We start from the raw sequence: 24602 nt of genomic DNA on the forward strand, positions 1-24602 counted from the left end.
ATCAAACCAGAGCCTGTAGCCGCGCCAGGTAATCGCCAAAGCCTTCCCGGGCGCGGCTGTCGAGGCGGCTGCTGGTGGCCACGCTGTGCCGGGCCGTCCAGACGATCTGCGCGCCACTGGCTTGCAGGTCGCTGACCAGTTGCACATCTTCATGGGCCGCCAAGGGTTGGAAGCCGCCGACCCGTGCATAGGCGTCGGCGCACACGCCCAGGTTGGCGCCATGAATGTGCCGGTGCCCCTCGCGCTGCTCGTAGCGGCTTTGATAGAGCTGGCGCAGGGCCGCCGTCTGCCACGGCTGCCAGTATTCGACGTGTACCGTGCCACAGACAACCTCGGCACTGCAGGCCAGCTGCGACAACAACCAGTGCCCCGGTACCCGGCTGTCGGCATCGGTACAGGCCAGCCACCGCGCACCACGGTCGACCATGTGCGCCGCGCCCACCCGCCGGGCCATACCAACACTGCCAGCCTCCACCTCCAGCACCTGCACACCAAAACGCCGCGCCACGGCGGCGCTGCCATCGCTGCAGCGGTCGAGCACGACCAGCACCTCGACCCGATGGCCAGCCTGCTGTGCCTGCACGGCGGCAATCAGCACCGCACGCAGGCAACGGCCGAGGCGGCGGGCTTCGTTGTGGGCCGGAATCACGACGGCGATCATGGGCAAGTCTCGTCAAGGTCGACCACACTGGGCTGGGCTGACCAGTACTCGAGCACGAAGTCCGCTTCATCATGCTGGAACTGCTTGTAGAGGGGCAGGTGGCGGGCCAGCATGCGATGCACTTCACGCCCATCCTGCGGGCAACCGACAATGGGGTGCTTCCAGTGGCATGCCAGCAGGCCGCCGTCGTAAGACAGGCTGGCGACCGCTTGTTCGATGACTTGCAGCCAGTCGGTGGGGTCCAGGTAGTAGCCCACCTCGCTCAGCACGATCAGGTCGAAGCGCCCACCAGGCCAGTCTGCCGGGAGCCGCGCCAGTTCCACAGACGCATTGTGCACCTGAGCCAAGCGTTCGCGGGCCAGCCCCACGGCGGTGGGGTCGAGGTCCTGGCATAGCAGTTCCCCGCTGCGTTCGGCCAGCAGTGCACTTAGCTCGCCGTTGGCGCAGGCTGGTTCGAATACCCGCTGGTAGCATTGACGGGGCAGGCTGGCCATGACCAGCTCGCGCTTGCGCTTCTCGTACCAACGGGTGCGAAAAGCCCACGGGTCTTCATTGGTCGCATACAAGTCGGCGAAATACTGTGGGTCGAGGCTCATGACAACTCCAGTCAAAGGAACACCAGTTCGAAAGGTTGCAGCAGGCAATCCAGCAGGTTTGCCGGTAGCACCGGCGGCCGCTCACCGTCTGCCTGCAACTGGCTGGCATGGGCGGCCAGGGCCTTGCGCTTGCGCGCCAACCGGGCTTCATCCAGCTGCAGGCGGTGGGCACGGGGCCAGGGCAGGCGAGGGTCGTCGGGTTGCGCCCAGTGCCAGGCCCAGACCGGGACCTCGGCCAGTTGCACTTGCCGCGCCAATGCCGCGTGGGCGGCGGCGCGCCCGACGGCCTCGTGGTCGCAATGACCGTCATTGCGCCAGGTAGCCATCAACAGGTCGTCCGGGCGCAACAATTGAGTCAGATGGCTGACCAGGAACGCTTCCTCTCGCGGCAATTGGCCGTCCTTGAGGTTGAGCCGGCGCCAGTCCACGCGGTTCGGGTCCAGGTCAAGCTGCTGCAATGCCAGGCGACTTTCCTGGGGGCGTTGGCGACGCAGGCGATGCTCGCTCCACTGGGTTGAGCCAGGGTGGCTGCCTTCACCATCGGTTGCGGAAATCAGCATCAGGTCGGCTTCACGGCCTTTGAAGCTGCTCAGCAGGCCGCCTGCCATGAGGATTTCATCATCCGGGTGGGGCGCAATCATCACCAGGCGGCGCCCAGGCGGGCAGAGCCGGGCGGGGTCGAGCCATGTGGCGCGGGCCAGGTGTGCCGCCTGCTGCCAGTCGGCCCAAGGGGTGCCGCTGCTGGCCTGGATCAAGTTCTCACTCATAGCTGCCACGCTCCTGCCGGCACCTGCGCCAGCTGTTGGCCCAGCGCTGCCAGGTCACGCTCCGCGTGGCTTTGGCGCAGATACACCGGTAAATCGGCGCTCAAACGGGCGAAGTGGCTGTTGCGGCAGAACGGTGTGGCACCCAGCGCCCGCCCGACATGGCTGATGACCTGGTCCACGGCCTGCTCGACCTGGGCGCGGGCGCGCCGCACTTCAAAACTGGCATCTGCACCCGGCTGCCGGTCGATCCAGGCGGCGCATTCACGCAGCGCCGCACGCGCACCATACAAAGCGGCGTCCACCGCCCCGAGGTGGGCATCGGCATGCGGGTCGGGCCGCGGCTTGCGGCAATACTCGCGCAGGTAATCGGCCAGGGCCTCGGCCGCACCATACCAGCACGCGGCGATACCGCCGCCGCCGTGCCAGAAACCAGGGCGCGCCAGGTACTGGCCAGGTTTGCCGATCAGCGTTGCCGGGGTGTTGTCGAAGGTGACCTCGACGCTGGCCGTGGTAGCCATGCCCACGGCTTGCCAATGCTCGATGTTCAGCCCCTGGTCAGGCTGCGACAGTTCGATGGCGACCAACTGCTGCTGACCCTGCTCATCCCAGGCGGTGAGCAATGCCCGGTCGATCTGCAACGCCCCGGAACACCAGGCTTTGGTGCCTTGCAAACGTACCCTGTCGCCGTCGCGGGAGGTTATGACCGCGCGGGCATCAGGTGGCTCGGCGGCCCACACGCCCCAAATGCCTTCTGCCACGTAGTGTGCAGCTGCGCACTCCGCCAGAATCGCCAGGGCATCGGTGTGGCCTTCGTACAGTTTGGCCAGGGCCAGGTCGCAACCCGCCACGCGGGCCAACGTCTGCCAACGGCGCAAGGTATTGCCCTGGCCTGGCAACGGCAGCAGGTCCAGGTGGTCGGCCTGCAGCGCCTGCATCAGCTGAGGCAACTGAGTGTCGAGGTTGAGGGGCTGTTGACGATCACCAAATGTACGCAGTAGGCGGTCGAAATGGGTCAGGTTGAAGTCCTGGACGATGCTCATGGGCGGGTCTCCTGATGCGTGGCCACTAGGCAAGCCCCAGCTGTTTGCGCATGCGCGCCGTAATGGATTGGCGGACCTTGCCCAGGTCCGCCCACGGGTCGTCGACCTCTGCCAGGCGCGCGGGCAGGTTGGCGATGTTCCATTGGTTGGCGGCTTTGAGCGCGGTCAGTTCCTCACGCCAGATGGGCACCGACACCGGCAGGCCTTCCCGTGCACGCAGGGAATAGGCACACGCGGTTGTTGCCCCCCTGGCGTTGCGCAGATAGTCGATGAAGATGCGCCCGATGCGGTTCTTGGGCCCTGAAACAGCGCTGAGGCGGTCCGGAAACAGCTTGGCCAGGTACTCGACGATGGCATGGCTGAAGGCTTTGACCTCGTCCCAACCCGCGCGGCGGGTCAGCGGTACCACCAAGTGTATGCCCTTGCCGCCGCTGGTCTTGATGAACACTTTCAGGCCAAGCTCGTCGAGCAGGGTGAGGGTGAGTTGAGTGGCTTCCAGCATGGCCTTCCAGGGCAGCGCGGGGTCAGGGTCGAGGTCGAGCACGAAGCGGTCGGGCTTGTCGAAGTCCTTGTCAGTGGCATTCCAGCTGTGCAGCTCGAGCATGTTCATCTGCACCGCGCCCAGCAGGGTATCGGCGCGGTTGATGACCATGGCCGCCTGGCCGGCCTGGGCCTTGTCGTATTCGAGCACATTGGGCAGGTGCAGCTGGCTGGCGTTCTTCTGGAAGAAAAGCTCACCGGCCAGGCCATCGGGTGCCCGCACCAATGCCACCGGGCGGTGCTGGATCTGGGGTAGCAACCACTGGCTGACGGCGGCGTAATACTCGGCCACATCGCGCTTGGTCACGCCCGTGGTAGCGTCGATCACCCGGTCAGGGTGGGTAAGGTGCAGGTCCTCCGAAAGTGGCGCTGCTTTGCCGCGTTTGCGGCGGGGCGTTGTGTTGGTGGGCATGGGGCGTTCCAGGTCGATGGCGGTGGCGGGCTTGTCATCGCGCAGGCCATGGAAGACCGAATGGCGCACAATGCCGTCCCGGGTCATCTGGGCATACGCCACTTCAGCCAGCAGCTGCGGCTTCAGCCAGTGCACACCGCGGGCTTCTGCGCCGCTGGGCGGGCGGGCCACGGCGGGCTTGGCAATTTCAAGTGGCTGCAGGCGCGTATGGATGCTGGCCAGGGTGGCAGCCGTGAAGCCGGTACCGACCTTGCCGGCATAGCGCAGCTCGCCATTGTCCGGGTCGTGCAGGGCCAGCAGCAGGGCCCCGAAGCCGCTGCGGCTGCCTTTGGGGTCGGTGTAGCCAACCAGCACGAACTCCTGGCGGCGCTTGCATTTGAGCTTGATCCAGTCCGCGCTGCGGCGGCCGCTGTAGGGGCTGTCTGCACGTTTACCGATCAGCCCTTCGAGTTCCAGGCGGCAGGCGCTGGCCAGCAGGGCGTCGACCGGTTCGTCGAAGTCGGCGGAATATTTGAGTACGTCTGACGCGTCGTGATCGAGGAGGGTTTTCAGCGTTTCGCGGCGATCCTGTAGCGGTGCGTGACGCAGGTCCTTGCCACCCAGAAAGGGCAGGTCGAATACGTAGTAAGTGATGTGCTCGTCCTGCTCGGTGTCGAAGGCGTTCTGTAACGCCTGGAAGTCCGCTGCGCCATTTTCGTCAGCCACTACCATTTCGCCATCCAGCCAGGCCGAATCGATGCCCAGGGCGCGCAATGCTGCGACTTGGCGGGGCATCTTGCTGCTCCAGTCATGGCCGTTGCGGGTGAATAGCCGCACATCGTCGCCGTCGATACGAGCCAGGATGCGATAGCCATCGAACTTGACCTCATAGCGCCAGTCGCCCTGGGGCGGCGTGTCCACCAAGGTGGCCAGCTGTGGCTGCAACTGGTTCGGCAATGCGGCTTGGCGAACCTTGCCGGGGCGCTTGCGGGTAGCCCGCGGCTTGGTGGCGGCTTGCTTGGCTGCCGGCTTGCGGGGGATCAGGGTGCGGTCACTGAGCACACTGTCGGGCTGCGCGTCGACGATGCTGTACTCGGCTTCGCTACGGGCCTGGGCATCGTGGGATTTGACCAGCATCCATTGTTCTTTCTTGCCCGCCAGGTGGGTGCGGAACAGGTGCCACACCCCGGACAGTTTTTCGCCTTGCAAACGAAACTTGAGCTTGCCCTTGGCATAGCCCTCATGGGCGTCGCCCTCCGGCTCCCAGATGCCGCGATCCCAGACGATGACATCGCCAGCCCCGTAGTGGCCTTCAGGGATGTGGCCCTCGAAATCGGCATAGTCCAGCGGGTGGTCCTCGACGTGCACGGCCAGGCGGCGCACGTTCGGGTCCAGCGACGGGCCTTTGGGGATCGCCCAGCTCTTCAACGTACCGTCCAACTCCAGGCGGAAATCATAATGCAGGTGGCTGGCGTCGTGTTTCTGAATGCAGAACTGCAGCGCATGGGCTTTTTTGCCACGGCTGCGTTTGCCACTGGGCTCGGGCGTTGCGTTGAAGTCGCGCTTGCGCGCGTATTCCTGCAGGGGCTTGGCCATGTCCGGCTCCGGGCAAATCGCACTCTGTAGAGGTGGGAGGCGCCGGGCAGGCAGGGAGTTCAAAAAACTCTGAATCTTCGGCCACCCGTTGCAGTCGACCGAATGCAGCCAACTGACGGAGAACGTACATGGCCCGAACAGAAGATCCTAAGCCCTACACCCCAACCGAGATCGACGACACCGAGGACCGCATGGGCAGCGTGCACGAACTGGACTTCGATGAGCGCCTTGACGAACGCCAGGGGCGAGTAGGGGACGAGCGCCCGGCGAGCGAGATCGAGCGCGAATTTCCACCAGAGCGTGTTGCCGAAAGCGGCATGACGGGTGGCGAAGCGCTGAGCGACAGCCTGCATGAAGACAACGTCACCTACGACGACCTGAGCCCGGATACGCTGCTGGATGAAACCGGCGCCCGTGACCCCCACGAGCCCGGCGGCGGCGACGGCCCGGCTGACATGGACCTGCGCGAAGTGGATGCCGACGAAATCGGTGGCGGCTTTGGGCTGGATGAAGCCGAACTGGCACGTTCCGCACCGCTTGACGGGAAACCCTGGACCGATGATGTGATCGATGACGAGGAGAGCAGATCATGAACCAGCAACGTTGTGCCTGTACCGACTGTTCCTGCACCGTGGATGCCAATGCCTTGCAGCGTGACGGCAAGGCCTATTGCTGTGAGGCCTGCGCCAACGGCCATAGCCATGGCGAGGGATGCAGGATGCAAGCCTGCCATTGCAGCGAAAAACCGGACGAAAATGCCGTAGACAATGCGCTGGATGAGACCTTCCCGGCGAGCGACCCGATTTCACCTTGAGGTCGCCTTGTTGGCGCGGCACCAGGCCGCGCCGACGTCAAGCGCGCCTGCCCCACACCATCAGGTTTGCACCGAATTGTCGCGCTGGCGCATGGCCTTGGCGCGCTTCTCAAGCACCAGATAAGTCACGATCGCAACCACCAACGGTATCAGGTAGTACAGGGTGCGATAGCCCAACAGCGCAGCTACCAGCGTGCCCTGCGCCATCTGCCCGTGCAGCAGGGCGAGGAACACCGCTTCCAGCACACCCAGGCCCGCCGGGATATGTGCAACCGCGCCTGCCACGCAACTGATCAACAGGATCCCGAGGATCGCGGGGTAGAAGGCGTCGCCCGGCAGCAACCAGTAAATCAGCAGCGCCATCAATGCCCAGTTGCTGGCCCCCAGCGCTACCTGGCAGAGCGCAAGGCGCAGGGTTGGCAAAGTGACTTCGTGCTCGCGCCAACGCCACGTGCGCTTCTTGGCCAAGCCACAGGCCAGCAGGTACGCCGCGGTAATCGCCAGCAACAGCACGCCGATCAGGCGCAGCCCTGTGGTGCCCACCGCCCAGTTACCCGGCAGTTCGACCAGACCCAGGGCGAACACACTGCCGGCCAGCAGCATATAGCCCATCCAGTTGGTGAGCAGGCCCAGCGTGAGAATGCGCGTGATGGTGGGGGTATCGAGCCCCAGGCGCCCATACAGGCGGTAGCGCAAGGCAACCCCGCCGACCCAGGTGGTGAAGTTGAGGTTGAACGCGTAGCACACGAAGGCGACCGGCAGCACTTGCCGGGCGGGCAGCTGATGACCGGTGTAGGCGCGGGCCAGCAAGTCGTAGCTGGCGAACGTCAGGTAACTGCACACCGCAATTGCCAGGCCGATCACCAGCGTTCCAGGCTTGTAGGCGAGCAGCGACTGGCGCACTTCGTTCCAGTCCAGGTTGCGGGCCAATTGATACAACAGCACAGGGATCAGGATCAGGAACGCCACCGTCAATACGCGCTTGGCCCAGGTTTGCCAGGTTGTCCGTGCCATCAGGTATTGCCCTCGTGCAGGTCGCCGGCCGGGGCCTCGACGTCTGGCTGCAGCGAGCGCAGCCGTTGGCGGTGTGCCGGCAACCAGCCGGCGATGCGCGGGAAATGGCGCGCCGCATGGAAGCAAGCGAAGATCAGCGGTGCCCGCCACCAGTAGCCACGGATCATGCGTTCCAGGGTCACCGGCTTGCACTGCTCGTGCGCAAGCGACTGCAGGTGTTCGCCGAGCAGTTGGTTGAACGCGCGATCGCGGATGAACAGGTTGGCTTCCAGGTTCAGCGACAGGCTCAGCGGGTCGAGGTTGCTGGAACCCACGGTCGCCCACTCGTCGTCCACCAGCGCCACTTTGCCGTGCAAGGGCCGCTTGCAGTATTCATGAATGACCACGCCATCACGCAGCAGGTAGTTGTACAGCAACCGCGACAGTGCACGGACCCAGCGCATGTCTGGCTGCCCCTGCAGGATCAGGTGCACAGCTACCCCTCGGCGGGCAGCGTTGCGCAACTCGCGCAGCAGCCGGTAGCCGGGGAAGAAGTAGGCATTGGCCACCACGATACGTTCCTTGGCACCGCGAAACGCCTGCAGGTACTGGCTTTCGATGGCTGTCCTGCGCACGCCATTGTCACGCTCTACCAGCACGGCGGTGGTGGACCCGGCGGGCTCGGTCAACGGCCGCACGGCGCTTGGTTCCTGCAGCACCGGCGACATCAGGCGCTTGCTGGCGGCATGCACCTGTGCCACCACTGGGCCGGTTACCTCGACGGCATAGTCCTGCTTGGCCATGGGGCCGAAGTCGCCCAGGTGATCGGCGCTGTAGTTGATGCCGCCAATGAAGGCCCGCTCGCCATCGATGACCACGATCTTGCGGTGCAGGCGCCGGAACAGGTTGGTACGCATGCCCACCAGGCGCGGCTGCGGGTCGAAGGCGTAGAAACTCACGCCGGCATCTGTCATGGCCGCGATGAACGGCGCGGGCAGGTCGCCGGTACCATAGCCGTCCACCACCACTTCGACACGCACGCCGCGGCGGGCCGCGTCGATCAGCGCCTGCTGCAGTTGTCGGCCGACCTTGTCGTCGAAAATGATGAAGGTTTCCAGCAGGATTTCCTCCTGGGCACGGGCCATGGCCTCGAACACACAGGGGTAATACTGCTCGCCGTTGATCAGCAACTTTACGTTGTTGCCCTCTACCCAAGGTCTGTTCACAGGTGAATCTCCGCGGCCAATGGTGCGTGGTCGGAAAGGTGCGACCACGGGTAATTCGACAGTACCTGGGCAGCGCTCGGCATGGCGTTGCGCAGGTAGATGCGGTCAAGGCGCAGCAGCGGCAGACGCGCCGGGAAGCTGCGTGCCGGGGTGCCGAAACGCTCGCCGAAGGCCTCTACCAGGTGCTCGCCCAACACGGCATCTGCCTTCAGGCGCCAGTCGTTGAAATCGCCGGCGACGATGACCGGGGCTTGCGGCGGCAGGCTGGCCAGCAGGTCGAGCAAGAGTTGGATCTGGCTTTGCCGATGCGCTTCGCGCAGGCCCAGGTGCACACAAATGGCGTGCACCTGGTCGTGCCCTGGCACCTCGAGTTGGCAATGCAGCAGGCCGCGTTGTTCCTTGCCTTGCACCGACACATCGAGGTTGTTGAAGCGCCGGATGGGAAATTTGGACAGCAAGGCGTTGCCGTGGTCACCCTGCGGGTACACGGCATTGCGGCCGTAAGCGAACTGGGGCCACATGCTGTCGGCAAGGAATTCATATTGCGGGGTATCAGGCCAGGCCGGGTGGCGCAAGGCATGCTGCTGATGGCTGCCATGCACTTCCTGCAGGAACACCAGGTCTGCGCCGGTGGCACGAACCGCTTCACGCAGCTCAGGCAGGATGAAGCGGCGATTGAAGAAGGTGAAGCCCTTGTGCACGTTCAGCGTGAGTACGTTCAAACGGCGCACGGCGGTGGACTGATCGGTGCTGCGCGGCAAAGCAGTCATGGGTTCGTTCACAAGGCCACCTCCGGCACCACGCCCGGTTCGGTCATCAGTTCATGGTCCAGCGACAGCTTCTGCAGCAAACGGCGGGCGTCGTAGGGCGCATGGACCTTCTGGTCATTGTCGAAAAAACAGTACACGTCACGCGCCGCACGCCGAGGTGGCGGCCCCGGCACGATCAGACGCGCGTCGTCTGCCTGGCTACCTTGGCTCCAGTGCAGGATGCGCTGTTTCCAGCGGCGTAACGCACGCGCGGTATAGCCGCTGCTATAGAGCTCCACGTCGCCGTGCAGGCGCATGTACACGAAGTCTGCTGTGACATCTTCGGCATGCGGCCACTTGCCGGCACTGTCCGCAACCACCAGCGCAACCCGGTGCTTGCGCAGCAGCTTGATGAACGCCTCGCAAAGAAAGCTCTCGTGGCGGACCTCTACCGCGTGGCGTAAACGCACATTACCGGTGATTGCAAGGCCGCCACTGTCCCGCAGCCGTTCGGCACAGCCTTGGGCGCATGCGCGCGCGGCTTTGCGGTCACGTGGCAGCAACTGCAAGAACCGGGCAAAACGCTCTTCGTCAAACTTCATGTTCGGTGGGAACTGCCACAGGAACGGCCCCAGCTTGTCGCCTAGCAGTAGCGGGCCAGAGGCGAAGAAGTTGGCCACTGGCTCCTCAACCTCCTTCAGGCGCCGCACATGGGTGATGTACCGTGGCCCCTTGACCGCGAAAACGAAGCCATCCGGCGTTTCATCACGCCAACGCAGGTAGCGCTCTGGGGTTTGCAAGCTGTAGAACGAGCCGTTTATCTCGATGCTGTTCACGGCCCGCGAGGCGAACGCCAGTTCATCGTCCTGGCGCAGGCCCTTGGGGTAGAAGTCCTTGCGCCAGGGGCCATAGCGCCACCCGGAAATGCCGATGCGGATATCGCTCACGCCGTCGTCCTCATCACCGGTTCCTTGTTCGGTTACTGTGGTATTGCGACTGGCGCATAGGGCCAAGGGTTCACCGCGTATGATCAACGGGAACGGCACTGACAGGTTGAACTTTGCCCGCGCAGACGATTCCACCGGGTATGCGCCCCAGGCGCGCGAGCCCAGGAATTGACCTGCCAACCCTGGAGGCAAGCATGGCCAGACACATCATTCATTTCACCGGGCCGATCAATTCGTCGACCTGTGGCAATCTGATCAATACCTGCTCGAAGGCATTGCAGCAGGGCGCCGAGGTGCTGCAACTGAACATCGCTACCATGGGCGGCGAGTGCAGCTACGGCTTTACCTTGTACAACTTCCTGCGGGCGCTGCCGGTGCCGGTGCATACGCACAACCTGGGCACCGTCGAGTCCATGGGTAATATCCTGTTCCTGGCCGGGGAGTGGCGCACGGCATGCAGCTACAGCAAGTTCCTGTTCCACCCGTTCCACTGGACCTTGCACGGCTCGGTCGACCATTCACGCATGGCCGAATATGCGATGAGCCTGGATTACGACCTGCAGCTGTACGCGCAGATTGTGGCCGAGCGCACAGAAGGTGCGCCCGAGGTGCTCGACGTGCCGCGCTACCTGATGGCGTACCCGCGGATTCTGGGGCCGCAGGAGGCACTGCAAAGCGGCGTGATCCATGCCATCGACGAGATGCCGATCGCGCTGGACATGAACCAGTGGAGCGTGCACGCCTGAGGTTCATGCCGGCCGACCATCAGTAAGGCACCGTGCCGCTCAAGGTTTCGATGGCCTCCACCAGTTCGTCGTAGCCGACCGGCTTGTTCAGGTGCCGGTCGAAGCCGGACTGGCGTGACTTGTGCTGGTCTGCGCTGGCACCGTAGCCGGTGAGGGCGATGGCCGGGGTGTGGCGCAGATGGGCGTGGCTGCGCAGCGCCTTGATCAAGGCATGGCCATCCATCACCGGCATGCCGATGTCGGAGAGGATGATGTCGAACGCCTCACCGGAGGCCACCTCCAGCGCCTCGCGGGGGCGGCTGAAGGCGCGCACGCTGGCGTTTTCCATTTCCAGCAGCTCTTGCATGATCTCCAATACCTCTACCGAGTCATCCACCAGCAACACGCGCACGCCGTGCAGCCGGCCCTCCCGGGAATGCTCTGCAGGGTTGGCGCAAGGCGGCGACTGCACGTTGCACAGGGGCAGGCAAACGGAGAAGGTGCAGCCCAAGCCCAAGCCGGCCGAACTGGCCTGCACGGTGCCGCCCTGGGCTTCGACCAACTGGCGTACCAACGAAAGGCCGATGCCCAGGCCTTCACGGTTCTGATTGGCCAGCTGGGGAGCCTGGCTGAACAGGTCGAAGATGTGCTCCAGGCTGTCGGGGCTCAAGCCTACGCCCTGGTCAATCACCTGCAGGCGTGCCTGTTGATCGTCACGGCTCAACACCAGGCGTATCTCACTGCCTGCCGGGCTGAACTTCAGGGCATTGTTCAGCAGGTTCCAGATGATCTGCTCCAGGCGCGTGACATCGCCTTCGATCATCACTGGCAAGCCGTCGGCAGGCAGCTCCAGGCGCACCAGACAGGGGTGTTGCTCAGCCACCACCACAGCGTGAATGCCGCGCAGGATGGCGCCAAGGTCTACCGGCTCGGTCTTGAGCTTGAGCTTGCCGGTACGGATGCGTGCCACATCCAGCAGGTCATCGATGATCCTGGCCTGGCTGCCAACCGCCTCGCAGATGGTGGCAACGGCCTTGCTGGCGTTGCCGATCTGCTTGATCGAGGGCAGGCGGCGGAGCATTTCCGCATTCAGCTGAATCAGGTTCAGTGGGTGCTTCAGTTCATGCGACATGATGGCGAAGAACTCGTCCTTCATGTGGCTGGTGGTTTGCGATTCCGCCAGCTGCTTGCTCAAGCGTTCTTCGCCCAGGCGCACGTGCTCTTCGGCAGCGTGGCTGCTGCTGATGTCGATGAAGGTCAGGACGGTGCCGTCGATTTTCTGCTCGCTGGAGCGGTAGGGCAGCAGGCGTGCCAGGTACCAGTGGTCGCGCTGGCCGCCAACTTCCCGCTCGATAACGGCCTCACCCTGGGCCACGGCGCGGGCATCATCAGCCATGGCCGGGTAGTCCAGGCGGTGCGTGATGTCGAGCAATGAGCGGCCGGTATCGACCGGTAAAATGTTGAACAGGTCCGCAGCGCGCGGCGTGAACCAGCGGATATGCAGGTTGCGGTCGACGAACACGGTGGCGATTTCGGTGCAGGCGATCAGGTTGCTCAGGTAGTCGTTGATCTTGTCGGTCTCTTCCACCTTGTTCTTCAACTCGTAGTTGACGGTAAGCAACTCTTCGTTGATGGACTGCAGCTCTTCCTTGCTGGTTTCCAGCTCTTCGCTGGCCGAGCGCAGCTCTTCGTTGATTGCCTGCATTTCTTCGTTGGAGGCCGTGAGTTCCTCGCTGGATACCTGCGACTGCTCGATGGTTTCCTGCAGCTGCAGGCGGGTACGCTGGAGTTCGCGTTCCAGGTTATGCAGGACCATGCTGTCGGTCTGGCGGATGACGCCCGGCAGTGGCAGGGAAGGGTCGGGCGCCCGCTGCTCGAACACCACCAGCAGGCAATCGCCGTTGTGCACGTCGTCCTTGTAAGGCTGCACGGTGATTTCCACCTGCAACGGCTGTTGGGCATCGCCTAGGTCGACCGGCCGGGAGGTGACCGCTTCGGTGCCTTGGCGCGCCTGGAACAGCGTACTGCGCAGCGCCAGGCGCAGGCTCGGCAGCACCAGGCCGAGCAGATTGCGGCTGGGCTCGCCGCCGCCCAGTTGCAGGAAGCGCCCGACACCTTCGCTCATGTGCAGGATATTGCCGTCCACATCCGCGATCAGGCTGGCCGGCATGCGCATGGCCAGCGCGCGGTGGTGCAGTTCGGCATAAGAGGGCTTGCGCCCGGGCTTGACCTTGGCCAACGGGTCCAATGGCAGGCTGGCGCCAGTGCTGCCAGGCACCTGCCGCTCGGCGCGGCGCCCGGCATTGCTGACGTCACGGGCGCGGAAGATCCGGTTACGCTTGTCCACCGGCGCGAACAGTTCACCCACCACGTCGGCTGACTCGGACGAGCCCAGGAACAGATGGCCGCCAGGGCGCAAGGCAAAGTGGAACATCAACAGGATGTCGCGTTGCACTTCGCGGTCGAGGTAGATCAGCAGGTTGCGGCAGACAATGAGGTCAATTTGCGAAAAGGGTGGGTCCGACAGCAGGTTGTGGCGCGCGAACAACACTTTTTCGCGCACTTCCTTGCGCACCCGGTAATGCTGGTCTTCCTTGACGAAGAACTGGCGCAGCCGGCTGGGCGGCACATCGGTCACGATCGCTTCGGAGTACAAACCGGTACGGGCGATGCCGATGGCACGCTCATCGAGGTCGGTGGCAAACACCTGGACCTTGCGGTTGCGCTGCTCCAGCGCAAGTTGCTCACAGATCAGCATGGCCAGGCTGTAGGCCTCTTCGCCGGTGGAGCAGCCGGCCGACCAGACGCGGATCTCGTCATGGCCGTCGACGGGGTCATGCTCGCTGGCCAGCTGGGGCAGCACGTGCCGCTCCAGGGCCTCGAAGGCTTCGCGGTCGCGGAAGAAGTTGGTCACGCCGATCAGCATGTCTGCCAGCAACGCCGTGGACTCGGCGGGGTTCTGCTCGAGGTAGTGCAAGTAGCCGGCGAGGTTGCTTTGCCCGGTCACGTGCAGGCGGCGTTCAATGCGCCGCAGCACGGTGGCGCGCTTGTAGTGCTGGAAATCGTGCCCCGTGTTGCTGCGCAACTGCAGAAGCATCTCCTCCAGCAGCGGCTCGCTGGCCTGGGCGTCGCCTACGCGGGTGCCCAGCGCCGGGGGCAGGGTGTCATCCTCGATTTCCGGCAACCTGACCTGGCGGGCGTTACGCCACAGCTCCAGCAGCTTTTGTGGCATCTCGGCCACGGGCAGCACCAGGTCGACCATGCCGGTTTCGATGGCAGCCCGGGGCATGCTGTCGTACTGGGCATCGTCCGGGGTCTGAACCAGGGTCACGCCGCCTTGCTCCTTGATCCGCGACAGCCCCACGGCACCGTCGGCGCCGGTGCCCGACAACACCACGCAGAATGCATGGTCCTTGTGCACGTCGGCCAGGTCGCGGAAGAACAGGTCAATGGCCACGTGGTCGCCACGGCGGCGATTGGCGGGGGTCACGCGCAGGTAGCCGTCATTGGTCGAGAGGCGATTGGCCGGGGAGATGACATACACATGGTTACGCTCGATCGGCACCGGCTCGGTGACTTGGCGCACGGGCATCTGCGTGGTGGCCTGGATGATCCGGTCGGCCACGCTCTGATGATCCGGCGACAAGTGCAGCACCACCACGAACGCCATGCCGCAGTCGCTTGGCATATGCCGAAACAGCGTGCAGATGGCCTCCAGGCCACCTGCGGAGGCACCGATGCCCACCACCGGAAAGTCCAAGTGGCTTGGGCTGAGTGCAGGGTTTTGCGGCGCGGCGGGTTGCTTGGGCGAGGACTTCATCGATGGAGCCTTGTACAAGAGCCTTACGGGCGGTGCGTGACTGTGCAGTCACACCTGGATAGTGGGGCGATTATAGGCCGCTACCCTGCAGTTGTGACTGCTGCATGCGCGATAAAGTGCGCCCCGCCTGCAAACGGGGCACAAATAGTTGGCCTGCACGTGTTTCGGGCCACCGGTCAGCTGCCGTCAAAACGTGTGAGCCAAGCGGGCAATTGCAGGTTCGGAATCTGAACATGGCAACCTTGGGTGCGTGCACTGTATGAACGCACAGGTTGTGCGACCGCCTATTCATCGCGAGGAGAAACCACATGGCACAAGATCAGGAAGGTACCCGCCAGCGCGGCGGAACCAAAGAAACCAACCCGGGCAATATCGCCAACGACCGTGAGCGGGCATCGCGCGCTGGGCACAAAGGCGGCCAGGCGTCGGGCGGCAACTTCGCCAATGATCGCCAGCGGGCATCGGAAGCCGGACGCAAAGGTGGCCGGAACAGCCACGGCACCCGCAGCGAGTGAAGGTACTGCGCGAGCGGTAGTGTGCCTGTAGGCGTACACCGCTCGGGCGCCGCTGGTGCCTGTCGATCGATATTTTTTTGAATCTTCTGCTGCTGCCCCGATCAATCAGGGTGTCATCCATGGAGAAGAGGAGGCCCCTGCGATGCCTGCCCCACAGCTGTTCATCATCGATTACCAACTGCATGGTCAGCCGCGCAGTTTCATCATTCGCCTGGACCGCCTGGACAATGCCGAAGCCTGGCATTGGGCAAGTTGCGATGCGGGCATTGGGATCATCCCCAAATTCGGGCGGGAAAAGATCAGGAAGGTCAGCCGCCCGATGGCTGAACGGTATGGGATTACTGCGGTGAGCTGGCGCCTGTCGGGGAGCAAACCGAATCAGTCGGTGGGCGACCCTGCGGCCATTGTCTAGCGGCAGCGCAGGGGCTGCTGCGGTTCCCTCCGTCCGCAGATGGCCCCAGTTCCGAGTACCGATTTGCTGAGGAATGAGGGGAGCGGCCTGCAGCCGCTCCCCTCGCATGCTTCTGACAACTTTCGCGTTACAGCACCTTGTCGAGTGTGATCGGGAACTCCCTCACGCGTTTGCCGGTTGCGTGGTAGATGGCGTTCGCCACTGCGGCAGCCACGCCGACCACGCCGATTTCGCCCACACCCTTGGACCCCAGCTCATTGACGACATCGTCGTGCTCTTCAACGAAGAGCACGTCGATATCACCACAGTCCGCGTTCACCGGGATGTGGTACTCCGCAAGGTTGTGATTGACGATGCGACCCAGGCCATGGTCGGTCAATGCCTCTTCGTGCAGTGCCATGCCGATACCCCATACCACGCCGCCCAGGATCTGGCTGCGGGCCGTTTTCGGGTTGACCACGCGGCCCGCCGCCACGGCGCTGACCACTCGGGTGACCTTGATCATGCCAAGGTCTTCGTCTACCTGGACTTCGACGAACACCGCCGAGTGGGTCGCCGTGGAAAACGGTTGGCGCCTTGCACCAGGCTCAGCGTCGATTTGCACTTCGAACTCCGCGCCGGGGGCACTGGCGACGATATCTGCCAAGGCCACGCGAAAACTACCCGCGTGCAGGTAACCATCCGCGAAGACGATGTCCTCCCGCGCTGCGCTCGCCACTTGCGGATGCACCTTGCGGGCATGCTCCAGCACCTTGGTACGCAACACCTGGCAAGCCTGGCGCACGGCCGAGCCTACCGACGATACCGTGAACGACCCGCCCTGCAGGGGCGCAGCGGGCAGAGACGAGTCACCGAGCACGAAGGTGACATCCTCCACGCTGACGCCCGCAGCGTCCGCTGCAATCTGGGTCATGACGGTGTAGGTGCCGGTGCCGATATCGGTGGTGGCGCTGCTGACAGTGAGGTGGCCTTGGGCATCCAGGCGCGCTTTCGCGCTGGCCTTCATTTGCATGGCCTCCCAGACGCCGCCCGCCATTCCCCAACCGACCAATTGGTTGCCAGTGCGCATGCTGCGCGGTTTCGGGTTGCGGTGCTGCCAACCGAAACGCTCACTGCCTTGCTGGTAGCACGCCAGCAGTTCCTTGCTGGAGTAGGGCTTGCCCTCGTTGCCGTTGTTGGCGGCAAAATTACGCCGGCGCAGCTCTACCGGGTCGATATCAGCGGCACAGGCAAGCTCATCCATCGCGCACTCAAGCGCGACCACGCCTGAACCGGCCCCAGGGGCACGCATGTCCAGGGGCGTGTACACATCCAGCGAGGCCAGGCGGTAGTTGAGTTCAACGTTGTCGCACTGGTAGAGCATGCCGCTCCATTCTACCAGGTGCTCGGTGAAGTCTTCGAAGCGCGAGGTCTGCCCCAGCCCATCGTGACCGACAGCCAGCAAGCGCCCATCTGCATCTGCTCCCAGGCGCAAACGCTGCTCGGTGCGGGGCCGGTAGCCGAACGTGAACATTTGCTGGCGCGTGAGGGTGACGCGCACAGAGCGCTGAAGATGCAGCGCCGCCATCACTGCCAGGGGCAGCTGGTACTGCGGGCGCAGGCCCGAGCCGAAGGCACCGCCGACGAAGGCTGCGTGCACACGGATCTGGGCCTTCGACAGGCCGAATACCTTGTGCAGGTAGTCCTGGCAGTTCTGCGTGCCTTGGGTCTTGTCATGAATTTCCAGGCTGCCGTCGGGCTTGTAGTGCACGGTGGAGGCGTGGGGCTCCATCGGGTTGTGGTGCTCGTTGGCAGTCAGGTAGGTGGCATCGACCTGCACGGGTGCCCCAGCGAAACTGCCAGCGAAGTCGCCACGCGGGGCCGGTGTTTCTGCCGGCGCCACATGCGACGCCTTGGTGGCGCCCAGGTCTGTCTCGTGAGGTTCCTCGGCGTATTCGATCCGGATCAATGAGCCTGCATACCGGGCCACCTCCAGGGTGTGCGCCACCACCAACGCCAGGGGTTGCCCGCTATACAGCACTCGATCGTTGAACAGGGGCCGAAAGGGCGCGCCCTCAGCTGCATCGGCGTCGCTGTAGTCATCGTCATAACTGGAAATATGCGGACGATGCCCATGGTCGAGCACCGCGACAACGCCGGGTACGCCCAGCGCCTCGGTAGCGTCGATGCGCAGTACACGGCCGCGGGCGATGGTACTGGACACCACGCTGCCGTGGAGCAGGCCGTCTTTTGGGTATTCGCCCGCATAGCGTGCCTGGCCGGTGACTTTAGCCACCCCATCCACGCGGTCCAATGGGGTACCGACTACAGATTTGCTGTTGACCATGGTCATGCCCCCCCACCAGCGGCACTGTGCGCCGCGTCAGCCAATGCACGCACGATTGCACGCTGCGCCAGTGTTACCTTGAAACCATTGTGGGTCAGCGGCTGCGCGCCCTGAAGCAGCGCCTGCGCGGCCTTATCGAACAGCGCCTCGGAAGGCACCTGGCCAACCAGCAGGCTTTCCACACCCGGGTCGCGCCATGGTTTGTGCGCTACACCGCCCAGCGCCAGGCGGGCGTGCTGAATTACATCGCCATCCAAGCGCAAAGCCGCAGCGACCGACACCAGCGCAAACGCGTAGGAGGCTCGGTCTCGAATTTTCAGGTAGCGGTAATGCTGTTCGAACAGCGGTGGCGGCAGCTCTACGGCCGTTACCAGTTCATCGGCTGCCAGCTGGTTATCACGCTCCGGATTGTTCTCCGGCAGGCGATGGAAATCTGCGAACGGGATCTGGCGTTTGCCAGCCGGTCCCTCTACGTGCACCACGGCTTCGAGTGCTGCCAGTGCTACGCACATGTCGGACGGATGAGTGGCCACACAGGCCTCACTGGCGCCAAGAATGGCGTGTATGCGGTTGCGGCCGCTACGAGCAGGGCATCCGCTGCCGGGTTCACGTTTGTTGCAGGGGGTGCCGGTATCGTAGAAGTAGTAACAGCGTGTACGCTGGAGCAAGTTGCCCCCGGTACTGGCCATGTTTCTCAACTGCGGTGAAGCGCCCGCCAGGATAGCCTGTGACAGCAACGGGTATTGTTGCTCGATCATCGGGTGCCAGGCCAGGTCGGCATTACTGACCAGGGCACCGATCATGACGCCACCGTTGGCAGTGGGGTGCAGCCCATCCAGCGCCAAGCCTGAGATATCGATCAGGCGCTCGGGGCGGACCACATTTTCCTTCATCAGGTCGACCAGGTTGGTGCCCCCGGCGATGAAGCGCGCGCTGTCGCCAGCCAGGCTCACGGCTTCGCTGACTGACGCAGGCTTGTGGTAACTGAAGGGCATCATGGCTTCGCCCCCCGTTGTGGTTGATCCGGGTGTGCCATCAGCGGCTGGGCTTCTTCGATCGCGGCGACGATGTTGCCATAGGCACCACAGCGGCAAAGGTTGCCGCTCATCTGCTCGCGAATGGCCTCACGGCCGTCGGCTCGCCCTTCACGCACAAGCCCGACGGCAGAGCAGATCTGCCCAGGTGTGCAGTACCCGCACTGAAACGCATCGTGGGTGATGAAGGCCCGTTGCATAGGGTGCAGCACGTCGCCGCTGGCCAGCCCCTCAATGGTCACCAAGTCTGCGCCGTCGCACATGATGGCCAAGGTCAGGCAAGCATTGACGCGCTTGCCGTCGCGCAACACCGTGCAGGCGCCGCATTGGCCGTGGTCGCAGCCTTTTTTGGTACCTACCAGGTCCAGCTGTTCACGCAACAGGTCGAGCAGAGTGGTCCACGGGTGGACTGCCAGTGTTCGTGGCTGACCATTGAGGGTCAGGTAGATGGGGTTTTCTGCAGCCCCATTGGAAGAGAGCGCGCTCATGGAAGGTCCTCACGGTCAGGGTTCACGCAGTTGGCTGCGTCTTTGTTGTGCGACCCGGGAGGTTGCAGAAACGTTCCACCGGTTTGCCAGGCGTGGAAAGGTGGCTGCGGGTATGGCGGGACGCGTGCAGGCGTTATGGTGGTGAGCCGCGGGACTGAGAGCGAAGCTCAGGGCTGCTGGCCGGTAGCCAAGAAGGGATGAGCGGGCGAGGGCACGAACCGTGGCTGACGTATTTGCGGGGAAGGGCCGGTATATTGGTGAACTACAACGTTAACTCAACTAAATGGATATTTAGCGTAGTTATTATTGAAGGGTATGAAACTATCATTGCAAAAAAGGGTAGTCGCTTCAAGGCAGCGTTACGGCCTCCACTTTACGGAATGTGCTCAGGGGCATCTTGTGCTGTGGATTTGGACCTGTTTGGTTGACGGTACCGGTAGATGTCGATGCCTTGATTGAGCGCAAATGATTGAAGCCTTGTCGCTAGGGTATTTGGGGACGACGCTGCAAATCGCCGGTCCGGGGCTGGGAATCTCGTGGACATTGCACTATGTGCGCGGATTATTGGGCTGCAATGGACTTGTTCGAAAACCGCATTTTGCTGCATAAGCGCTGTGCACAGAGATTCCGTGGAGCCTGCGGGATGCGGGTACTGAGTCCACTGGCGTAGCGCAGACCTCCAACGTAAAGCACGAAATCCGCAGATGGGTTCTGGGTGGTTCGGACTCAAAGGCATGGATACTTCTGTATTGATGAGCGTGTCAGGTACAGCGGAGATCCAGGGCGTTGCGTGTTGCTGAGGTTTTGGTTTACGAGCAGACACTTGAACATCGTGCTTCCAGAAGCATGCTCGGCCAATACGTAATACGGGGTTGGTGAATGCCGCGCGGAGCGATACGCCGGAGATTTGAGATCAGCGGGTTGTTGAGCTCGATATCGAAGCGCTGCAGATGCTTGGTCGCAGACGCCTGATGCGCGTGGATGAGCTTCAAGGGCAGCGTGTTGCTTCGGATCTGCCCATCCAAGGCTTTAGTGTGCTTATGTGATGCTGCGCATAATGCATATTATGTTAAATATGATGCTATGTCATAACCGTTTACGAGCTGCCTATCGTCGGTAATCATTAGTGATGCGTTCACGAAACCTCTGGAAAAATCAGCCCTCCCTACGCTGCAGGCCCCGCATGCCAAGGGTTACAGCGAATGCACTACGCTTTGCACGACGCGTCAGCTTTGCAGAAACCTCTAGACTACCAGTCCAGTGGTTTTCTCTGCTTGTTCAGCTCTCAACAGGCTGATCAGTTTGCGCACACAGCCAGGTAAAGCCTCCAGCTCCCGTACAAGAATGCTACGTTCTCTGATCGCCCACGGCTCATCGAGTTGGACGATGGAGAGCTTCATCGTTTTGCTATGCCGGGTTGCCGCAGACTGAGGGATGATACCTATGCCCACATTGGCTTCCACCATCCGGCATACCGACTCGACGAGTTGGCCTGGGCAGCCAGTGTACTGGAGGCATCCTTAGGCGCCGCAGGTGCATTCAGATTTGAAGGCAAGATGATTGACGCGCCAGTGTTGGCTCATGCGCGCCGATTGATCGGGCTGTCGTAACGCGTGCCGGCTTGAGTGATGCATTGGCCTCGCTCAAGCCGAACCGGGTTAGACCGCTGCATTCAGCTTCTCGCACTGCCTGGCCTATCCGTTTATCTGCTTGCAACCTGGCGCTGCTGTGCACTCTCACGCCAGCGCTCTTGGGGAGCGGATGGACATCAGGGTGCAGGTTTCCGGGTACGACGCCGTAGTGAAGCTCGTCGCCTCGGGCGCAGGCATTGGCATCGTTCCCAGCTCCGCAATTGGGGATAGAGAAAGCGTTGGCCTCGTTGTGGTCGACCTTACTGACACTTGGGCGATGAGAGATCTACGCGTGTGCGTATCGAAACAGGCGGCTCCAAATCCTGCCAGAGATCAGCTGATCGAAATCCTGCGTAGCGCTTGAGCGTTAATGAAATATAAACGCAGGCTTAAATAAATCGCGATTCTGTGAACGCCCCTACCCTCGTACCATCAGTGTTTGCCCTACCTGCAGCCTGGTGGCATGCGCTGCCCGGCGAGAGCCGATTCAATCGGCTATCAAGCACCAAGGCCCAGTTCTTCGTGCGAGTGCGCCATAGGCAGGAGTCAGCATTGCTCTTCACAGTATCGGGCAATTTCATGCATTTGTTCACGAGCAGTACTTCGCCTTTCGCGCGAATTGTCAGGATTCTGCTGGCGCAGAAGAACATCCCATCGGGGATCCTTGGAGTTCTCCTGAGGCGCTCAAGGCTGCTAGTCCGGCTTGTAAGGTACCGGTGCTAACGGTTGAGCCTGGCGTATCGATCTGCAACACGTTGGTCATTGCTCAATACCTTGAGTCGGCCTATCCAGAATCGGCATTGCCAACTCCATCAGCCTCAGAACTGGCGCAGGTCGGGCTGGCGTTCAGCCTGCTCGAAGCCTTCGCGTCAATCATTATCGGGCGCAGGTCGCTTCCAGACTTCGATACCAGTTCAGTGGGATTGCGGCGCCGGCGGGCTCTTATCGAAGGGTTGACGCGTCTGAATGATGCACCCGCTCGTCCCACATCAGGCAGAGCATCACTGTTGTCCATCATCACCGTTGTGCTCGTGGACGCTATCCGGTTTCGGTTTTCTGATGCTGACTGGGTGCCTGAGATGGCGAACCTAGATGCATTGTCCCGCGAACTGAACATGCTTCAGCCATTTGCAAACACCCAGCCCTATTAAAATCGGGCTTCTGATCAGAGGAACACCCATGTCCAATGAAATTCTGACCGTAAATTCCCCTTACGACGGCAGCTTGGTAGGCCAGGTGGAATCTGCAACCAAAATCGAGGTCGAGCAGGCGCTGCAGACCGCACACGCGATTTTTAGTAACCGCAAGCAGTGGCTCTCCAAACCCAAGCGAATCGAGATCCTGGAGCGAGCTGCAACCCTGATTACAAAGCGCAAGGTTGAGATCGCTTTGCAGGCAGCCAGCGAAGGCGGCAAACCACTCAAGGATTCCATTGCCGAAGTAGAGCGCGGTATCGACGGCATCCACGGCTGCATCGAAGTACTGCGCACCGAGGGCGGTCATGTCATTCCCATGGGTTTGAACGCGACATCGGCCAACCGTGTGGCGTTTATTCAGTACGAACCTATCGGCGTCGTGGTTGCGGTGTCCGCCTTCAACCATCCCTTCAACCTCATCGTGCACCAGGTCGTTCCTGCTATTGCAGTCAGTGCCCCGGTGATCGTTAAACCTGCTCGCAACACTCCGCTGAGCTGCAAGACCCTGGTGGATATCCTCTATGAGGCGGGTCTTCCAGAAGGTTGGGCACAGATGGTGTTGCCAACCAGCAATGAAATCATCACCAGCATGGTCGCGGATCCGCGTGTAGGATTCTTTACCTTCATCGGCTCCGCAAACGTGGGTTGGATGCTGCGCTCCAAGCTGGCACCGGGTGCCCGTTGCGCGCTGGAGCATGGTGGCGTCGCCCCTGTCATCATCGCGCATGATGCAGATCTGGACGATGCGCTGCCTCGCATCGCTCGCGGTGGATTCTGGCACGCTGGCCAAGCTTGCGTGGGCGTGCAGAGAATTTTCTGCCATTCGAGCATTGCCGAAGAAGTGGCTAGCCGCCTCGGTGCGCTTGGGGATGCCATGGTGGTGGGCAACCCCAGCCGAAATGTCGACTGATGTGGGCCCGCTTATCAGTGAGCGAGAGGTGCAGCGTGTTTCCCAATGGGTGAACGAAGCCGTTGAGCGCGGCGCCAAGCTGATCTCCGGTGGCCGTGATCTGGGCAATAACTGCTACGCGCCAACCGTGCTGTTCAATCCCCCAATCGACTCCAATGTCATGCAGAAAGAAGTCTTCGGCCCGGTAGTCGCCGTCTATGCATTCGATGATGTCGAGGAAGCAATCTCACTCTCCAACGCGCTACCTTACTCGTTCCAAGCCGCGGTGTTCACTGCAAGCCTCGACACAGCGATGCTGTGCTACCAGAACTTCGATCCAACCGCCGTCATGGTGAATGAAAACACGTTATTCCGCGTGGACTGGATGCCGTTCGCGGGGGCTGGTCTCTCTGGTCATGGCGTCGGCGGTATCCCTCACATCATGAAAGAGATGCAGACCGAAAAAATGATGGTCTGGCGTGCAAAGGCCATTGTGTAGCAGCACCATCGGGAGGGGCGCATAGGCGCCCTTTCCTCTGTGCCAGATTTGTGCGTTACACGAACGAGGTTGAGCGAAACAGACAACTGAACACCCTTAAGCTCTACGTCATGAGGCGCTCATCATGAGACAAGCCGTTTAGCCACGAGAGGTTCCTATGAGTCTGATTCAGACGTTCCAAGCACCCGCCATCAACCGCAAACGGGTTGGGGATATGACTGTCACCATGCTCAGTGACGGCTACCTTGACGTGTCCTTCGAGCTGCATCGATCCTCTGCAGATCGATACTGTCCTGCTGACCCATGCGCATCCAGACCACATCGGCGGATTGGCTGGCCCACTGAAGACTCCAATCTTCAGCAATGTCTAGCAGCTGTTCGTGCACGAAAACGAGCTTGCGTTTTGGCGCAACGAAACCATTCGCTCGAATGCCCGTGATGGGTTCAAGCCATTCTTCGAAGTGGCGCAGAATGCCTTGGATGCTTACGATGGGCGCATCGTTACCTTCAGCGGTGAGACATCCTGCCGAGCATTCAGGCGGTGCCGCTTCCAGGTCATACCCCAGGTCACACAGGCTATCTGATCGGCGATGGCAAAGACTCGATTCTGGTATGGGGCGACATCGTTCACTTCCCCCACATTCAGATCAATCAACCCGAGGTCACCATCGCATTCGACAGCGACCCGGTACAAGCTGCAGCCACGCGCAATCGCCTGCTTGACCAAGTAGCTACGGACAAGTTGAA

At 62.3% G+C, this 24602-nt stretch carries 22 protein-coding genes and 2 pseudogenes; 10 read left to right on the top strand and 14 right to left on the bottom strand.

All coding sequences use genetic code 11. The features are described 5' to 3' along the window. Nucleotide 1: 1 nt before the first annotated feature. From DMX12_RS03865 to ligD, 5 genes are read right to left on the bottom strand one after another with little or no spacing between them, the layout of a single operon-like run. Nucleotides 2–661, bottom strand: coding sequence for a glycosyltransferase family 2 protein (locus tag DMX12_RS03865; protein WP_110676336.1), 660 nt, complete (start codon nucleotides 659–661; stop codon nucleotides 2–4). Next, nucleotides 658–1257: a bifunctional 2-polyprenyl-6-hydroxyphenol methylase/3-demethylubiquinol 3-O-methyltransferase UbiG gene (locus DMX12_RS03870; RefSeq protein WP_029886191.1), complete on the bottom strand. Its 600-nt coding sequence runs from the start codon at nucleotides 1255–1257 to the stop codon at nucleotides 658–660. The genes DMX12_RS03865 and DMX12_RS03870 overlap by 4 nt, the downstream gene beginning before the upstream one ends. Nucleotides 1258–1268: 11 nt before the next feature. Continuing rightward, nucleotides 1269–2024, bottom strand: a complete 756-nt coding sequence (locus DMX12_RS03875) for a PIG-L deacetylase family protein (RefSeq protein WP_110676338.1) — start codon at nucleotides 2022–2024, stop codon at nucleotides 1269–1271. Then, complete coding sequence (locus DMX12_RS03880; protein ID WP_110676340.1) at nucleotides 2021–3064, bottom strand: acyl-CoA dehydrogenase family protein; 1044 nt, start codon at nucleotides 3062–3064, stop codon at nucleotides 2021–2023. Before DMX12_RS03880 ends, DMX12_RS03875 begins: the two co-directional genes overlap by 4 nt. A 25-nt stretch (nucleotides 3065–3089) precedes the next feature. Next, a complete protein-coding gene (ligD, locus tag DMX12_RS03885; protein WP_110676342.1) occupies nucleotides 3090–5591 on the bottom strand; it encodes a DNA ligase D in 2502 nt (833 codons plus the stop codon). A gap of 128 nt (nucleotides 5592–5719) precedes the next feature. On the opposite strand from ligD, the gene DMX12_RS03890 reads away from it, so the two are divergent. Together DMX12_RS03890 and DMX12_RS03895 are read left to right on the top strand one after the other, a co-directional pair. Then, a complete protein-coding gene (locus tag DMX12_RS03890) occupies nucleotides 5720–6184 on the top strand; it encodes a hypothetical protein (protein ID WP_054904694.1) in 465 nt (154 codons plus the stop codon). Further along, on the top strand, nucleotides 6181–6405 hold the full coding sequence (locus DMX12_RS03895; protein WP_009686889.1) for a metallothionein: 225 nt from the start codon (nucleotides 6181–6183) through the stop codon (nucleotides 6403–6405). The genes DMX12_RS03890 and DMX12_RS03895 overlap by 4 nt, the downstream gene beginning before the upstream one ends. A 60-nt stretch (nucleotides 6406–6465) precedes the next feature. On the opposite strand, the gene DMX12_RS03900 is transcribed toward DMX12_RS03895, so the two are convergent. The 4 genes from DMX12_RS03900 to DMX12_RS03915 are packed head-to-tail and all read right to left on the bottom strand — an operon-like array spanning nucleotide 6466 to nucleotide 10320. Next, the gene (locus DMX12_RS03900) at nucleotides 6466–7419 is read right to left on the bottom strand and encodes a lysylphosphatidylglycerol synthase domain-containing protein (protein WP_110676344.1); all 954 of its coding nucleotides are present in this window, start codon (nucleotides 7417–7419) and stop codon (nucleotides 6466–6468) included. Next, nucleotides 7419–8624, bottom strand: coding sequence for a cardiolipin synthase ClsB (gene clsB, locus DMX12_RS03905; RefSeq protein WP_110676346.1), 1206 nt, complete (start codon nucleotides 8622–8624; stop codon nucleotides 7419–7421). The genes DMX12_RS03900 and clsB overlap by 1 nt, the downstream gene beginning before the upstream one ends. After that, on the bottom strand, nucleotides 8621–9394 hold the full coding sequence (locus DMX12_RS03910; RefSeq protein WP_054913153.1) for an endonuclease/exonuclease/phosphatase family protein: 774 nt from the start codon (nucleotides 9392–9394) through the stop codon (nucleotides 8621–8623). The genes clsB and DMX12_RS03910 overlap by 4 nt, the downstream gene beginning before the upstream one ends. Nucleotides 9395–9402: 8 nt before the next feature. After that, nucleotides 9403–10320 carry a DUF72 domain-containing protein gene (locus DMX12_RS03915; RefSeq protein WP_177411239.1) on the bottom strand — a complete coding sequence of 306 codons (918 nt, stop codon included), beginning with the start codon at nucleotides 10318–10320 and terminating at the stop codon, nucleotides 9403–9405. Between the two features lie 194 nt (nucleotides 10321–10514). Between DMX12_RS03915 and DMX12_RS03920 the strand changes: the two genes are divergently transcribed. Then, the gene (locus tag DMX12_RS03920) at nucleotides 10515–11066 is read left to right on the top strand and encodes an ATP-dependent Clp protease proteolytic subunit (RefSeq protein WP_110676348.1); all 552 of its coding nucleotides are present in this window, start codon (nucleotides 10515–10517) and stop codon (nucleotides 11064–11066) included. 19 nt (nucleotides 11067–11085) lie between these two features. Here the strand turns inward: DMX12_RS03920 and DMX12_RS03925 are convergent, their stop codons facing one another. Continuing rightward, nucleotides 11086–14865: a CheR family methyltransferase gene (locus tag DMX12_RS03925; protein ID WP_110676350.1), complete on the bottom strand. Its 3780-nt coding sequence runs from the start codon at nucleotides 14863–14865 to the stop codon at nucleotides 11086–11088. A gap of 308 nt (nucleotides 14866–15173) precedes the next feature. On the opposite strand from DMX12_RS03925, the gene DMX12_RS03930 reads away from it, so the two are divergent. Together DMX12_RS03930 and DMX12_RS03935 are read left to right on the top strand one after the other, a co-directional pair. Next, complete coding sequence (locus DMX12_RS03930; RefSeq protein WP_110676352.1) at nucleotides 15174–15380, top strand: general stress protein; 207 nt, start codon at nucleotides 15174–15176, stop codon at nucleotides 15378–15380. Between the two features lie 142 nt (nucleotides 15381–15522). Then, nucleotides 15523–15792 (top strand): DUF6555 family protein, encoded by a 270-nt coding sequence (locus tag DMX12_RS03935; RefSeq protein WP_029886814.1) that lies wholly within the window; start codon nucleotides 15523–15525, stop codon nucleotides 15790–15792. A gap of 127 nt (nucleotides 15793–15919) precedes the next feature. Here the strand turns inward: DMX12_RS03935 and DMX12_RS03940 are convergent, their stop codons facing one another. From DMX12_RS03940 to DMX12_RS03955, 4 genes and pseudogenes are all read right to left on the bottom strand, one after another. Further along, nucleotides 15920–18118, bottom strand: a complete 2199-nt coding sequence (locus DMX12_RS03940; RefSeq protein ID WP_110676501.1) for a xanthine dehydrogenase family protein molybdopterin-binding subunit — start codon at nucleotides 18116–18118, stop codon at nucleotides 15920–15922. 2 nt (nucleotides 18119–18120) lie between these two features. Next, complete coding sequence (locus DMX12_RS03945; RefSeq protein ID WP_110676355.1) at nucleotides 18121–19116, bottom strand: xanthine dehydrogenase family protein subunit M; 996 nt, start codon at nucleotides 19114–19116, stop codon at nucleotides 18121–18123. Continuing rightward, entirely contained in the window at nucleotides 19113–19640 is a 528-nt protein-coding gene (locus DMX12_RS03950; protein WP_110676357.1) for a (2Fe-2S)-binding protein, read from the bottom strand. The genes DMX12_RS03945 and DMX12_RS03950 overlap by 4 nt, the downstream gene beginning before the upstream one ends. Before the next feature lie 1244 nt (nucleotides 19641–20884). Then, nucleotides 20885–21121 (bottom strand): annotated as a pseudogene (locus DMX12_RS03955) (LysR substrate-binding domain-containing protein); the annotation flags it as partial. A gap of 205 nt (nucleotides 21122–21326) precedes the next feature. Between DMX12_RS03955 and DMX12_RS30220 the strand changes: the two are divergent. The 5 genes and pseudogenes from DMX12_RS30220 to DMX12_RS30225 form a co-directional block, all read left to right on the top strand. Beyond that, nucleotides 21327–21635: pseudogene (locus tag DMX12_RS30220) on the top strand (LysR substrate-binding domain-containing protein); the annotation flags it as partial. Nucleotides 21636–21924: 289 nt separating this feature from the next. Continuing rightward, complete coding sequence (locus DMX12_RS03965) at nucleotides 21925–22422, top strand: glutathione S-transferase N-terminal domain-containing protein (RefSeq protein WP_256598389.1); 498 nt, start codon at nucleotides 21925–21927, stop codon at nucleotides 22420–22422. Between the two features lie 28 nt (nucleotides 22423–22450). Next, entirely contained in the window at nucleotides 22451–23377 is a 927-nt protein-coding gene (locus DMX12_RS03970) for an aldehyde dehydrogenase family protein (RefSeq protein WP_256598385.1), read from the top strand. A gap of 28 nt (nucleotides 23378–23405) precedes the next feature. Beyond that, nucleotides 23406–23855, top strand: a complete 450-nt coding sequence (locus DMX12_RS29755) for an aldehyde dehydrogenase family protein (RefSeq protein WP_256598386.1) — start codon at nucleotides 23406–23408, stop codon at nucleotides 23853–23855. 233 nt (nucleotides 23856–24088) lie between these two features. Beyond that, the gene (locus DMX12_RS30225; RefSeq protein WP_371928250.1) at nucleotides 24089–24226 is read left to right on the top strand and encodes an MBL fold metallo-hydrolase; all 138 of its coding nucleotides are present in this window, start codon (nucleotides 24089–24091) and stop codon (nucleotides 24224–24226) included. Nucleotides 24227–24602 lie beyond the last annotated feature (376 nt).

Source organism: Pseudomonas sp. MB-090624 (genome assembly GCF_003205245.1).
In the GTDB taxonomy this organism is placed as follows: Bacteria; Pseudomonadota; Gammaproteobacteria; order Pseudomonadales; family Pseudomonadaceae; genus Aquipseudomonas; species Aquipseudomonas juntendi.